The organism is Pseudarthrobacter sp. PvP004 (genome assembly GCF_017876035.1).
Taxonomy (GTDB): Bacteria; Actinomycetota; Actinomycetes; order Actinomycetales; family Micrococcaceae; genus Arthrobacter; species Arthrobacter aurescens_A.
Window position 1 is genome coordinate 2193526 of sequence record NZ_JAGINL010000001.1, and the last position, 13035, is coordinate 2206560.

12 protein-coding genes are annotated in these 13035 nt (G+C 61.4%); 4 read left to right on the forward strand and 8 right to left on the reverse strand.

The genetic code is table 11. From position 1 onward, the window contains the following. Window position 1 precedes the first annotated feature (1 nt). From J3A64_RS09880 to dinB, 5 genes are all read right to left on the reverse strand, one after another. Window positions 2–670 carry a hypothetical protein gene (locus J3A64_RS09880; protein ID WP_011774409.1) on the reverse strand — a complete coding sequence of 223 codons (669 nt, stop codon included), beginning with the start codon at window positions 668–670 and terminating at the stop codon, window positions 2–4. Then, window positions 667–1665 carry a 16S rRNA (cytosine(1402)-N(4))-methyltransferase RsmH gene (gene rsmH / locus J3A64_RS09885; protein WP_051024932.1) on the reverse strand — a complete coding sequence of 333 codons (999 nt, stop codon included), beginning with the start codon at window positions 1663–1665 and terminating at the stop codon, window positions 667–669. The genes J3A64_RS09880 and rsmH overlap by 4 nt, the downstream gene beginning before the upstream one ends. Before the next feature lie 169 nt (window positions 1666–1834). Next, window positions 1835–2266, reverse strand: coding sequence for a division/cell wall cluster transcriptional repressor MraZ (gene mraZ, locus J3A64_RS09890; protein WP_011774407.1), 432 nt, complete (start codon window positions 2264–2266; stop codon window positions 1835–1837). 512 nt (window positions 2267–2778) lie between these two features. Further along, window positions 2779–3147: a DUF3040 domain-containing protein gene (locus J3A64_RS09895; RefSeq protein ID WP_011774406.1), complete on the reverse strand. Its 369-nt coding sequence runs from the start codon at window positions 3145–3147 to the stop codon at window positions 2779–2781. Window positions 3148–3385: 238 nt separating this feature from the next. Beyond that, window positions 3386–4648: a DNA polymerase IV gene (dinB, locus tag J3A64_RS09900; RefSeq protein ID WP_210064214.1), complete on the reverse strand. Its 1263-nt coding sequence runs from the start codon at window positions 4646–4648 to the stop codon at window positions 3386–3388. A 72-nt stretch (window positions 4649–4720) separates the two neighbouring features. On the opposite strand from dinB, the gene J3A64_RS09905 reads away from it, so the two are divergent. Together J3A64_RS09905 and J3A64_RS09910 are read left to right on the forward strand one after the other, a co-directional pair. After that, window positions 4721–5296 carry a hypothetical protein gene (locus J3A64_RS09905; RefSeq protein ID WP_014921363.1) on the forward strand — a complete coding sequence of 192 codons (576 nt, stop codon included), beginning with the start codon at window positions 4721–4723 and terminating at the stop codon, window positions 5294–5296. Next, window positions 5293–6387 carry a polyprenyl synthetase family protein gene (locus J3A64_RS09910; protein ID WP_210064215.1) on the forward strand — a complete coding sequence of 365 codons (1095 nt, stop codon included), beginning with the start codon at window positions 5293–5295 and terminating at the stop codon, window positions 6385–6387. Before J3A64_RS09905 ends, J3A64_RS09910 begins: the two co-directional genes overlap by 4 nt. Window positions 6388–6524: 137 nt before the next feature. Here the strand turns inward: J3A64_RS09910 and J3A64_RS09915 are convergent, their stop codons facing one another. Beyond that, window positions 6525–6878: an Rv2175c family DNA-binding protein gene (locus J3A64_RS09915; protein ID WP_011774402.1), complete on the reverse strand. Its 354-nt coding sequence runs from the start codon at window positions 6876–6878 to the stop codon at window positions 6525–6527. Between the two features lie 258 nt (window positions 6879–7136). Here J3A64_RS09915 and J3A64_RS09920 point away from each other — a divergent pair, with 258 nt between their 5' ends. Both J3A64_RS09920 and pknB read left to right on the forward strand, forming a co-directional pair. Beyond that, window positions 7137–8480, forward strand: coding sequence for a LysM peptidoglycan-binding domain-containing protein (locus tag J3A64_RS09920; protein ID WP_210064216.1), 1344 nt, complete (start codon window positions 7137–7139; stop codon window positions 8478–8480). A 75-nt stretch (window positions 8481–8555) separates the two neighbouring features. Next, the gene (gene pknB, locus J3A64_RS09925) at window positions 8556–10622 is read left to right on the forward strand and encodes a Stk1 family PASTA domain-containing Ser/Thr kinase (RefSeq protein WP_210064217.1); all 2067 of its coding nucleotides are present in this window, start codon (window positions 8556–8558) and stop codon (window positions 10620–10622) included. Between the two features lie 71 nt (window positions 10623–10693). Here pknB and J3A64_RS09930 read toward each other — a convergent pair whose 3' ends face one another. Together J3A64_RS09930 and J3A64_RS09935 are read right to left on the reverse strand one after the other, a co-directional pair. Then, window positions 10694–12097 carry a class II 3-deoxy-7-phosphoheptulonate synthase gene (locus J3A64_RS09930; protein WP_011774399.1) on the reverse strand — a complete coding sequence of 468 codons (1404 nt, stop codon included), beginning with the start codon at window positions 12095–12097 and terminating at the stop codon, window positions 10694–10696. Window positions 12098–12163: 66 nt separating this feature from the next. Continuing rightward, entirely contained in the window at window positions 12164–12955 is a 792-nt protein-coding gene (locus J3A64_RS09935) for a 1-acyl-sn-glycerol-3-phosphate acyltransferase (RefSeq protein WP_210064218.1), read from the reverse strand. Window positions 12956–13035 lie beyond the last annotated feature (80 nt).

Genomic DNA, 13035 nt, shown 5'->3' on the forward strand with positions numbered 1-13035 from the left:
TCTACTGCCCTGGTGTCTTTTGTTGGGGAGCCGGTACCGTACCCCCGTGAAGCTCCACGGGCGGGGTCGCCGCCGGTGATGCGGGGGTAGCCGGCGGCGTGGACGGCGTTGCAGCCGGAGCCACCGGAGCTGCATCCGGTTTGCGGTTTTCCAGCGGTTCCTTGGTAGTCACCGACGGAACAACATCGATCAAGCCTTCAACGGCCGGAGCGGCAAGCAAGGCTCCGGGATTATCTCCCTTGACTGCCGGTGATGCCTTTCCGGTCACCGCCAGGGTGTTCAGGTCGATCTGCCCTTTAACGGTGGAAGGTACCATTCCCAATTCGGCGGCCTTCGCAGCGAGGTTCTGTGGAGCTTCGAAGTTCTGCTTCTTCTGTGTCAGGTCCTGGTTTTCCTTGTTCAAGGTGGCAGCCTGGGCTTTTAGCTGGACCAGCTGGTACTGCGCCGTGGACACAGAAATGTTCAACACCAGTACTGTCAGAAGCGCGGCGGCCATCGCCACGAAGCACAGGACCACGAATGGCGTCCTCCGCTTGCCCGGCACGCTGCGCACCAGTGACAGAGGAGTGCGCGCCTTGCGGGCGGTGTCGGGCCTTCCCGCAGGGACCGGAAGCGCACGGGCGGTGCTGCCCACCGTGGAGGGCATAGTCTTCGCTGCGGCGTTGCTCATGCGTCTCTCCTCTGTTTGATACGCTCCACTGCCCTCAACCGGGCAGACGCCGCGCGGGGATTTTCAGCGATTTCCGCTGCCGTGGGCACTTCCGTGCCCTTGGTGATGGTTTTCAATTCAGGTTTGTGTTCTTCAAGCTCAACGGGGAAGCCGAGCGGCGCCGAAGATTTGGAACCCGCCTGGAAAACCGACTTCACGATCTTGTCCTCAAGCGAGTGATAAGACATCACCACTATCCGACCACCCATGGCCGTCGCGGCCACCGCTGCCGGAACCGCGCGTTCCAGGACATCGAGTTCCTCGTTGACCTCAATCCGCAATGCCTGGAAGGTGCGCTTGGCGGGATGCCCGCCACTCTTCGCTGCTGCGGCAGGGACAACGCTGCGGATCTGCTCTACAAGTTCTCCCGTGGTTGCGAACGGCTTCTCCGCGCGGGCGTTGACGATCCTGTTGGCGATCCGCCCGGCGAACTTCTCTTCGCCCCATTTCCGGATGATGCGCACCAGTTCGTCTTCGCTGTAGTTGTTGACCACATCAGCTGCCGTTTGGCCACGGCTGGTGTCCATCCGCATATCCAAGGGGGCGTCGTAGGAGTAGGCGAAACCGCGCTCCCGCTCGTCGAGTTGCAGGGAAGAGACGCCAAGGTCCATAAGAATGCCATGAACCTCAGGAACGCCAAGGTCCAGCAGGACGTCCTCTATCTCGTCGTACACAGCATGAACAAGATCGGTGCGATCGGAAAAGGGCTCCAGCCGGGCGCCTGCCAAGGCCAGGGCTTCCTCGTCGCGATCGATGCCAACGAGGTGAAGGTCGGGGAAACGCTGCAACATGGCCTCGGAGTGGCCTCCCATGCCGAGGGTTGCATCGATGGCGACAGGTCTTTCCCCGCGTTTCCTGGCAGCCTCGAAGCCGGGAGCAAGCAGGTTGATGCAGCGGTCTTTCAGGACGGGCACGTGGCGCTCCGATGTGGGCTTTGCCGCGTCCTGCTCTTCCACGCTGCCTCCTCTTTCCTCAATCGCTTGCCTACTGATTCTTGAATCGGATCCCCATCCGCGCCTATCGTTCCGCCGGCCTGGCTCAGGGGAAGGTGAGCCAGGAAGACAGTTCGATGGGCGGCTGGAGATCCCATTCAAGAAGCTGGACTGCCGCTTCCTCCAACCGGGGTCAGATGAACCCCGGAAGATTGTCGTCATCCGTTTCCGAGAAGGCTGCTTCCTTCTCATTGAGGTACTCGTTCCAAGCGTCGGCGTCCCAGATCTCTGCCCGGGTACCGGCGCCGATAACCGCCAGTTCCCGGCCAAGCCCTGCGTAAGCGCGGAGCGCCGGCGGAATCGTCACGCGCCCCTGCTTGTCCGGTACCTCATCAGAGGCTCCAGACAGGAAAACCCGAATGTAGTCACGCGCCTGCTTGGAGGACAGTGGTGCCTCCCGCATCGACTCGTGAATGCGCTCGAATTCTTTCTGACTAAAGACGTAGATGCAGCGTTCCTGGCCTCTGGTGAGAACCAATCCGTCGGCAAGTTCCTCGCGGAACTTGGCGGGAAGGATGATCCGGCCCTTTTCATCGAGACGCGGAGAGTGAGTACCCAGAAACACTGGCCCACCGCCCCTCAATCAAGGTGCCCGCACATGCCCAACACTGCCACTACCCTCTTATGCTCTCCACTTTACTCCACAACGCACCACAGTCAACGCACTGCGGGGCGTTTCTCCACCACTTTGAGAATCACCAAGCCTGAAATCACGCGGTTTTCTGGGTGTGGCGGAAAGTGGGGGGCGCATACCAAAGAGCCACGGCTCCGGGGCGTGGGATGCCAGTTTCTGGCCCCTGCACCTGAAACGCCAGGCATGATCCGGACTAATGGCGGTGAAAAATGCCGGAAAGGGTGGAAAGTGGGGCTAGTGGTGCGAAGTGGAGCAAGTTCCCTTACTTGAGGATCGCTCCCTTGTTGAGGACGGCTTCCTTATTGAGGACGGCTTCCTTGTTGAGGACGGCCCTTAAATGCGAAAAGACCCGCATCGCGGGTCTTTCGTTGCCCCTAAGAATCTCCGGGCGTGGATGATTCAGGAGAGGCCTCGGCTGACGTCCTCGAACCCGGAAGGGTCTGTCAATTGTCGTCGCGACGCCGTTCGTCCCAGCGTTCTTCCAAGCTGCTCATGAACGAACTCTTTGGCTTGGCCTTGCCGGGTTTCCCCTTGCTTGCCTTGCCGAAGGCCGCGCCACGCAACGTAGCGAAGTACACGCCGGCGCCCATGACGACGAAGCCAAGGACACCCACAGGTATCGCCTGCAGTGATACGCCAACGAGAAGAAGGAGGATTCCGGCAATGGCGCCAAGCACACCGATAATGACGTGCCGGGTGGACCAGCTGCGGATGGGATCCGAACCCATGGTGTTGGCGAACTTCGGATCGTCCTCATGAAGTTGCTTCTCAAGTTGCTCAAGCAGCTTCTGTTCGTGCTCCGAGAGGGGCATCGCGACCTCCTTTAGTCAGCCAGCGTCCGGACATGACGCGTTCTGTGCGTCTGTTTCCAAAACGATCGGACCAAGAAAATCGTTCCCCAAAATTCCCTTTTGGTTCAGCGGGCATCTCGGGGCCGACTGTTCAGGAAACAGTTTGTCCAGACGATCTAAATCTCTGTAATAAATAGGATAGTTTGTCCGACGCCGTTCTGAAAGACGCCCGGAGTGCCGCCGGGCAACCGGGTGGGCCTCATGCGTCCGCCTGGGGCTTCCCAGGCTCCAGGAGCCGGGCCGGCAGAAGCGTTTTGGACCCGAAGCGCTCGGAGACACGATCCAAGGCCTGTTCGGCTGCCCGCCAGTTGTCGTCCCGCCGGTCAAGGCTCAACTGCAGCGATGTCTGGCCCGCTGGTTCCAATTGCTCAGCCCGCACCCCTACCAACCGCACACTCATGGATCGGGTGCCCAAGGACTCAAGCAGCTGCACGGCTACCTGGTAAATCAGCTGCGCGCTGTCCACAGGGGTCTGCACGGTGCGGCTGCGCGTGACCGTAGAGAAATCCGAGTACCGCAGCTTCAATGCCACAGTCCTTGCCAGCATGCCTGAGCTCCTGAGCCGGATGGCGGTGCGGTGTGAAAGACGCAGCAATTCCCGGTGCAGCAAGGCCTGGTCCGCGGTATCCACGGAGAAGGTCTCCTCCGCCCCTATGCTCTTCTCAAGCCTGGTTGGAGTTACCGGCCGCGGGTCTATACCCATGGACAACCGGTGAACGTGCTCGCCACTGGCTCCCAGAACCTTTTTAAGCGACGCCAAGGGGGTTGCTGCGACATCCGCCACAGTGCGAATGCCCAAGCGGGACAACACTTCGGCAGTCTTTCCACCCACACCCCACAGGGCTCCGACAGGAAGGCTGTGGAGATAAGGGACGGAGTCCTCGGCATCGATTTGGAGGATGCCGTCAGGCTTGCACCGAGTGGATGCGATCTTAGCCACAAACTTGGTGCTTGCGATCCCCACGGAGGCCGTGATTCCAAGTTCCGAATGGACCTTGCGGCGGATGAGGTGGCCGATGTCCATCGGCGACCCAAGACGACGAATCGCGCCGCCCACGTCCAGGAAGGCTTCGTCCACGCTCAGCGGCTCCACGAGATCGGTAATGGAGGCGAAAATCTCCATGAGCCGGCCGGAAACCTCGTAGTACTCGGTATGCCGGGGATTAATGATCACCGCAGATGGGCACCGCCTCATGGCAATGGACATCGGCATGGCGGACTTCACACCCGTGGCCCGCGCCTCGTAGGAAGCGGAAAGCACCACGGACCGTTCTGCAGGGAATCCAACAATGACCGGCTTTCCCCGAAGTTCGGGACGGGTCCGCAGTTCCACGGAGACGAAAAAAGCATCCATATCCACGTGAAGTATGCTGGTTCGCCGCTGTTCCCGCAGGGCATCTCCGGCGCTGCGGGCGGGCTTGCTGCCGGCACTTGGGGCGCCACCGAATGCTTCCTGCCTCACAACGGCAATACTATGCCCCACCACTGACTAAACTGGAGGCACAGTCCGGCTCAGCCCCAGGAAGGATACCCTGTGAAGCTCTTTGGAACTCCTCAATCGCGAGGGTTTGCCCTGCTCGCAGTCAGTGTCGCTTTGGCGGCCTCGGCATGCACACCATCCCCCGGCGGCACGGCAGCGCCGTCCGAAACAAGCGCTTCCTCGGCATCGTCCACGGCGGTGCCAACCCCGTCATCGCCTTCCGGCTCCACAGCCTCGCCTGAAACCACCGCATTCACGGAGACACCCCAACCGGCACCGGACGCCACGGCAACGGTGAATGCTCTTGTTCCTGGTTTTCCTGAGCAACTCATTCCGGTCATGCCCAAGACCTCCGTGCGCTCGAGCAGCGTGGACAAGAGCGATTCAGTAGCCACGGTGGCGCTCGTCGGGACAATCAAAGCTCCACCCGAGGGTGTTGTGGACTACTACAAGACCTCCATGGAGGCGCAGGGCTTTAAGCTTGTCCCCGGCCCGTCGGCTGTTGGCAACGTCACTTCCCTGGACTTCATCCGCGGTGATGGCGAAACGGTGAACGTATCGGTCAGGCAAAAGGAGGGCGTCTCAACGTTCACCATTGGCGCCAACGTGGCGGCCGGGTCCGTCAAGTGACGGCAACTTCCCACGTCACCGCGGAGCAGACGCAGTTCATTAATGGTGTTGCCGGCAAATTGAGCGGGTTCCTGTCACAGCAGCAGGACCTCATGGCTACGGTTTCTCCCGACGTCGAGCCGCTCATTGGATCGATTTCGAATCTTGTCACCGGAGGCAAACGCCTCCGGGCCCTCATGTGCTACTGGGGCTGGAGGGGCGCTGGCGGCCCTGCCGGCGACCCGGACATCATCACCGCCGGGTGTGCTCTTGAGCTTTTCCAGGCAGCGGCCCTGATCCACGATGACATTATTGATCGGTCTGACACCCGTCGCGGCGGCCCAAGCGTGCACAAACGGTTCAACCAGCTCCATGAAATGAACGGCTGGGCACTGGACAGCGGGCGTTTTGGCGATGCGGCAGCGATCCTGACCGGCGACCTCTGCCTTTCCTTCAGCGAGGAGTCCTTTACGGAGATCGGCCACCGGGCAGCAGCGGGAAGTCCAGCACGGCGAATTTTCAACGTGATGCGCGCAGAAGTAATGGCAGGTCAGTACCTCGACATTCTGGAAGAGGTGGCTGGTCCCGTACGTGACCGGGCCGGATCTGTGGAGCGTGCAAAATCCATCATTCGGTACAAATCCGCAAAATACTCCACTGAGCATCCACTGGCGTTGGGTGGGGCGCTGGCCGGAGCCCCCGAAGGGTTGCTTAAGGGTTACTCGGAGTTCTCGTTGCCCCTGGGCGAGGCATTCCAAATGCGGGATGACGTCCTGGGGGTCTTTGGCGATCCCGAAACGACCGGCAAACCCGCTGGCGATGACCTTCGGGAAGGCAAACGTACGGTTCTGGTGGGCTTTGCCATCAACCAAGCACCCCCGGCGGAGGCAGACTACCTAGACCGTATGCTCGGCAATCCCGGCCTCGGCGAAGTCGAGGTAGCCGAAATACGGCGCGTCATTGTTGAATGCGGCGCCTTGGACGCCACGGAATCGCTGATCGCTGAGCTCAGCAACAGAGCTTTCGAAGCTCTTGAACGCCTACCCCTTGAGGACCTGCCGCTGGTGGCATTGCGTCAGCTGGCCGAAGCCGCTGTGAGCCGGGCGGCCTGACTCAAGGGAATTTGTGCAGCCCACAATCCTTGAGGCCGGCATAAAGACGACATGCAGAGACGACGGCGGTGAATCACCGCCGTCGTCCGCGTTTATGCCGGTCTCCTGCTGAGGCGTCCCAGTTAGAGGAAGGGCAGTTACCAGGCCAAAGACTGGGCGCGACGCCTGATCTCTGTCTTACGCCCCTCGCGAAGTGCGTCTATGGGGCGCCCGCGCAAAGACTCATCCGCGGTGAACAGCCAGATGATCAGTTCTTCGTCGTTGTAGCCGGCGTCGCTGAGAACCGCGATGGTTCCCTTCAAGCTGTCTACAACATGCCCGTCCTGGACAAAAAGGGCCGGGATTGAGCGGATGTTCCGTTCTCCCCGCCTGATGGCGACAAGCGCACGCTCATCCAGAAGTCCGTGGACTTTGGTGATGGAAACTTCCAACATTTCGGCAACATCCGGCAGCGGCAGCCAGTCGGAAACAAGGCTTTCTACATTACTCACGGATCAAGGTTGCCACGCCGCCCCGCCCGGCGCCTAGCCGGAGTCCCCCGCCGGTTCCCGCAGACCGCTCTTCAGTAGCGATTTCCTGCGCATCAATTGTGGTCTTTTGCCCGGTTTGACAGGAATTGTTGTGTGGATCGACTAAGTATGAGAGATTCACACTGATCACATTTGCATCATTGATAACATCAGCACCACTGGTAACACTGACAACAGCGTCAACAATCACTCCCGCTGTTCGAGATGAGGACAAATTTCATGACGACGCCCCGTTCGCCGAAACGAACCATGAGCATGCCGGTAATCGCGGCAACCACGGCCGCGCTTCCCGCCGTGGTTTTGTCCTCGCTTGCTTTGGCCCAACCGTCCATGGCAACACCGGCACCGCAAGCTCGAAAAATCCCCGCAACACTCGCGGCGGCCATGAAAGCCCAGCCGGTCAACGTGGGCTCCGTCATTCCCGCACAGGCGGTCGCATCCACGATCCCTGCAGCGCTGAGGCCCATGGCCCCGTCCGTCCCGGACAGCTACACGGTGGTCCGCGGCGATACCATCAGCGCCATCGCGCGCCGCTTCAACCTGGACACTGCGGCAGTTCTTCAGCTGAACAAGCTCTCTCCCACCACGCTGATCTACCCGGGACAGACCATCAAGCTCACGGGCACAGCCGCAGCAGCGCCCTCGCAGCCGGCTCCGGCCGCACCCACCACGCCCAGTGCCCCCGGCACCGCAAAGATCTACACCGTGGTTCCCGGGGATACCCTGGGCGCCATCGCAGCCAAACATGGGGTAGCGCTGTCCAGCATTTTCAGCTGGAACGGGCTCAACGGAAGCTCCATCATCTATCCCGGACAGAAGATCAAGGTCAGTGGCGGATCCGCCCCATCAGCACCAACAGCACCGGCACCTGCACCTGCTCCCGCACCACTGGCCGGCACAGGTTCCTACACCATCAAGGCAGGCGACACCCTCAGTTCCATCGCTTCCCGCCACGGAGTTTCCCTTGCTGCGTTGATGGCCGCCAACAACAACGTGACAGCCACCACTGTCATCTATCCCGGCCAGAAGCTCACCATTCCCGGTGCCGGCCTTCAGCCTGTGGGCGATACCAAGCCACTGGTCCCCAGCACTTTCCTGGGCTTCACATATCCGCCTGCAGTTGTCAGTTCGGCCAACGAGAACAAGGCCTTGCTCAACGCTTCACCGGTGCCCAGCCGGGCCGAAATGAAGAGCATCGTGGCTGACACAGCTCGGCGCATGGGCGTCAGCCCGTCCTTGGCTTTGGCCTTCGCCGAACAAGAATCGGGCTTTGACCAGCGGGCAGTCTCGCCCGCCAATGCCATCGGCACCATGCAGGTTATTCCTTCTTCAGGCCAGTGGGCGTCCGACTTGGTGGGCAGGAAGCTCAATCTCCTGGACCCGTACGATAACGCCACGGCAGGTGTCGCTATCATTCGGACCCTCATTGCTACCAGCAAGGACCTGGACACGGCGATTGCCGGCTACTACCAGGGCCAGTACTCGGTCAGCAAGTACGGCATGTACGACGACACCAAGCGGTACGTCGAATCGATCAAGGCCCGCCAGCGCACCTTTGGCTAGGCCCTCAACTGCACCTCTGAAGGGGCCCGGATCCTGCACGGATTCGGGCCCCTTCCCTGCCTCGTTTAGGATCGTATGGTGCAAGAACCAACGCAGGACCACCTCATCGGGACCACCGTGGACGGCCGATACACGGTTCGTTCCCGCCTTGCGAGTGGCGGAATGTCCACTGTTTACCTTGCCACGGACCAGCGTTTGGAGCGCGACGTGGCCCTCAAAGTCCTGCACCCGCATCTGGCCAACGATCCCACCTTCCTGGAGCGCCTGAGCCGTGAAGCAAAGGCGGCCGCGAGTCTCTCGCACCCGCACATCGTTGGCGTGCTCGACCAAGGCGAGGACGGCCCCATCGCCTATCTGGTCATGGAGTACGTCAAGGGGCACACCCTTCGTGACACCCTGAACGAACAGGGTGCCTTGCCACCACGCCTTGCCCTGGCGCTGATTGATCCTGTCATTGAGGGCTTGGCCGCCGCCCACCGCTCAGGCCTGATCCACCGTGACGTCAAGCCGGAGAACGTCCTCATTGCGGACGACGGACGCATCAAGGTGGGCGATTTTGGATTGGCCCGGGCCATCTCGGCCAACACCAGCACCGGCGCCCTCATTGGCACAGTGGCTTATTTAGCTCCCGAACTGGTGCTTGGCCAGCCTGCGGATGCCCGCAGCGACATCTACTCGGCCGGCATCATGCTCTACGAGATGCTGACGGGCAAACAGCCCTACGCGGGAGACTCCCCCATCCAAGTTGCTTACCAGCACGTCAATGCAGCGGTAGGACGCCCCTCGGACGCCGCTCCCGGCCTCGCAGAGGACCTGGATGAGCTGGTGCAGTGGTGCACCGCGGTAGATGCGGAGAACAGGCCCGTCGACGGCACTGCTTTGCTGACCGAACTCCGCCACATCCGCACCACGCTGACTGACGAAGACCTGGACCGCAGGCAAGCGCCGTCCCAACCCCCTGGCTCCCCTGCGGCAGCGACGTCCGCCGCAGCTCTTGGCGGCCCGGGCGGGAACCCCACAGAGGCCATCCCTGCCACGGCCTCACCCACGGAAATGATCTCCCACCAGAGCAACCCCACCACCATCATGGCGGCAGCTGGTTCGGGCAGACCGCAAACCGCCGCTGTTGGTGCAGTCAACCATGAGGTCGTGCGCCAGCCCGGCAAGCGGGAGCTGAAGAGACTCGAACGGCAAGAGATCAAAGACCGCGCCCGAGCCGCAGCCACGCCAAGTCGCCCGCTACGCGAGGGCAATCCCCGACGCCGTGGCATCATCTGGACCATCGTGATCGTCATCCTTGCAACGCTTGCGGCATCGGCAGGTTGGTTCTTCGGAATGGGACCCGGATCGCCGGGGACCGTGCCCGACGTCAAAAACAAGACCGTTGCGGAAGCGCAGCAGCTTCTCCGCACCGCCGGCTTCCAGTCTGAGCCTAAAGACGTTTTTGACGACGACATCCTGGCAGGGCTGGCCGTTGGGACCGAGCCGGAGTCCGGCGCCGAGGTTCGCAAGTTTCAACCCATCACGCTCTTCGTCTCCAAGGGTGCCCAGCTTTTCGCCCTGCCAACTTTGACCGGCGGCAGCCTGGATGAGGCAAAAACAGCGCTCAACGCAGCCGAAATGGCTCTCGGCAACGTCACGCAGGCTTTCGACGAAAAGGTTCCTGCCGGCGTCGTGATCTCCCAGGATCCGGCCAAAGGCACTGAAGTCAGGCATGGCACGCCGGTGTCGCTGGTGGTCTCCAAAGGACCCCAACCCATCCCTGTTCCCGATGTGCGCGGACTGGCGCAGGACGCAGCCGTCAAGGCCCTCCAAGACGCCGGTCTGACAGCTGTGATCGCTCCGGAGACCGTCAACGACAAGACTGTCCCCAAGGGTGCCGTTGTCTCCCAAGTACCGGCGAACGGCACACTTGTCCGGGGCGAAGCGGTGACACTCACTGTGTCCAAGGGACCCAAGTTGGTGAAGGTCCCCAGTTTCATCGGCAAGCAAGCCGACGAGGCCGAAAAGGAACTGAAGAAGCTCGGTTTCAAAGTTCAGGTCAACAAGGTTTTGGGTGGCTTTTTCGGCACCGTCCGGGACCAGAACCCGGTGAATACCGAGATACCGGAAGACTCAGTGGTCACACTGACTGTCGTCTAGCAATCGGGTCCGGATCATTTCAACGACAAAAAAGCGCGGTCCGGGAATCCGGACCGCGCTTTGTTGTATCTCTACCTCTTGGAGAGGGCTCCGGCTACCAGGAAGGCCATCTCAAGGGACTGCATGTGATTCAGGCGGGGATCGCACACTGACTCGTAACGGTCCAGGAAGGCATCCTGGTCGATCGGGTCAGCACCACCCAAGCACTCAGCGACGTCATCGCCGGTCATTTCAACGTGAAGTCCGCCCGGCACCGTGCCCAGGGCGTGGTGGACCTCGAAGAATCCACGTACTTCGTCAATGACGTCATCGAAGTTCCGCGTCTTGTAGCCGTTTGGCGACGTGACCGTGTTGCCGTGCATCGGGTCGGTCACCCACAGCACCTGCGCACCGGATGCAGTGACGCGCTCGACGACGGCCGGCAGCTTTTCGCGGATGTTGCCGGCGCCCATGCGGGTAATGAAAGTGAGACGGCCAGGTTCGCGGTTGGGGTCCAGTTTGTCGATCAGGCGCAGGGCGTCGTCGCCGCTGGTAGTGGGGCCGAGCTTGACGCCGATGGGGTTCCGCACGCGGGACAGGAAATCAACGTGGGCATGGTCCAGTTCACGGGTCCGCTCGCCGATCCACAGGAAGTGCGCGGAGGTGTCGTAGGGCAAGCCGGTCCGCGAATCGATGCGTGTCAGTGCGCGCTCGTAGTCAAGCAGCAGTGCTTCGTGGCTGGCAAAGAACTCCACGCGCTTGAGTGCCTCGAAGTCAGCGCCGCAGGAGTCCATGAAACTAATGGCACGGTCGATGTCCCGCGCCAGCGATTCGTAGCGCGCGTGTGCCGGGTTTTCGGTGAACCCCTTGTTCCACTGGTGAACCAGGCGGAGATCCGCGAAGCCGCCCTGGGTGAAGGCCCGGATAAGGTTCAGTGTGGATGCGGACGTGTGGTACGCCTGGAGCATCCGGCCGGCGTCATGAGCACGGGATTCCGGCGTGAAATCGTAGCCGTTCACGATGTCGCCGCGGTAAGCGGGAAGCGTCACGCCGTCGCGGGTCTCGTCGTTGGAGGAGCGTGGCTTCGCGAACTGGCCGGCCATCCGCCCCATCTTGATGACGGGCATGGCAGCGCCGTAGGTGAGGACCACTGCCATCTGGAGGATCGTTTTGACCCGGGCGCTGATCTTGTCCGCTGTTGCGGCCTCGAAGGTTTCAGCGCAGTCGCCGCCCTGCAGGAGGAAGGCCTTACCCTGGGCAGCAGCGGCGAGGCGCTCCCTCAGGACGTCCACTTCACCGGCGAAGACCAGGGGCGGCACGACGGAGAGTTCCTTGACCGAAGCCTTGAAGACATCAGAGTTCGACCACGTGGGCTGCTGGGAAATTGGCAGGTCCCGCCAAGCGTCGAGCCCGGGATAGTTTGCTGCCCCGCTCTGGGCGGTGCTGGCGAGAGGATCTGCTGCGGAGGGTGCGGTGTTCGCGGTTAGCTCAGTCACCCTTCAAGAGTAGTAGCCTGCGGCAAGGTTGCGGGACTGCAGCCGTAACCGATGCTGCCGCTTACGTCACAGTTTCTCCGCTGGTCCGTTCCCGTCACTCCGGGGTTCGTCCCTGTCCTCTGCAATGTCTGCTGTGGCGTCTTCAGCAACCTCGATCTTATGGACGGGCTCGGGGCCTTTGCCGGCCAACTGGGCCTTGACCACTGCTGCGTACTCGTCAACATATTCCTGGCCGGAGAGCCGCATCAACTCGTACATGATTTCGTCGGTCACTGCCCTTTGGATCAGGCGGTCGTCTTCCATCCCGTAGTAGCGGCTGAAGTCCAAAGGCTGCCCGAAAATAAGGCCGATCCTGCGGATGTTCGGCAGTCGCTTGCCGATAGGCTGGACCTTCTCCGTCCCGATCATGGCCACGGGCACCACGGGAACACGGGTTTGCAGCGCAAGCTTGGCCACGCCTACTTTGCCGCGGTAGAGCCGGGCATCCGGGCTCCGGGTGCCTTCCGGATAAATCCCCAGCAGGCCCCCCGAGTTCAGGACGTCTTTGCCCGCCTGCAGTGACATCTCCGATGCCGCGCCGCCGGACCGGTCCATCGGCAGTTGGTTGCTCAGCCTGAAGAACAGTGCAGTGAGCCGTCCCTTGAGACCTTTACCTGTGAAGTACTCGGACTTGGCCAGGAAGATCACAGGGCGATGGACCATCAGCGGCAGGAAAATGGAATCCGAGAAGGACAAATGATTGGAGGCCAAAATGGCGGCTCCGCTTTCAGGAACGTTGTCCAGCCCCTTCACCCAGGGGCGGAACAGGAGCTTGAGAATGGGACCGAGAAAGATCCTCTTCATGACCCAATAGAACACGTTTGTCCTCTCACGGCCGATTGGTTGGCATGCATCCGGGCAACCCGGCCGGCACTCAACAGCAACCCTACTCCAGTGAG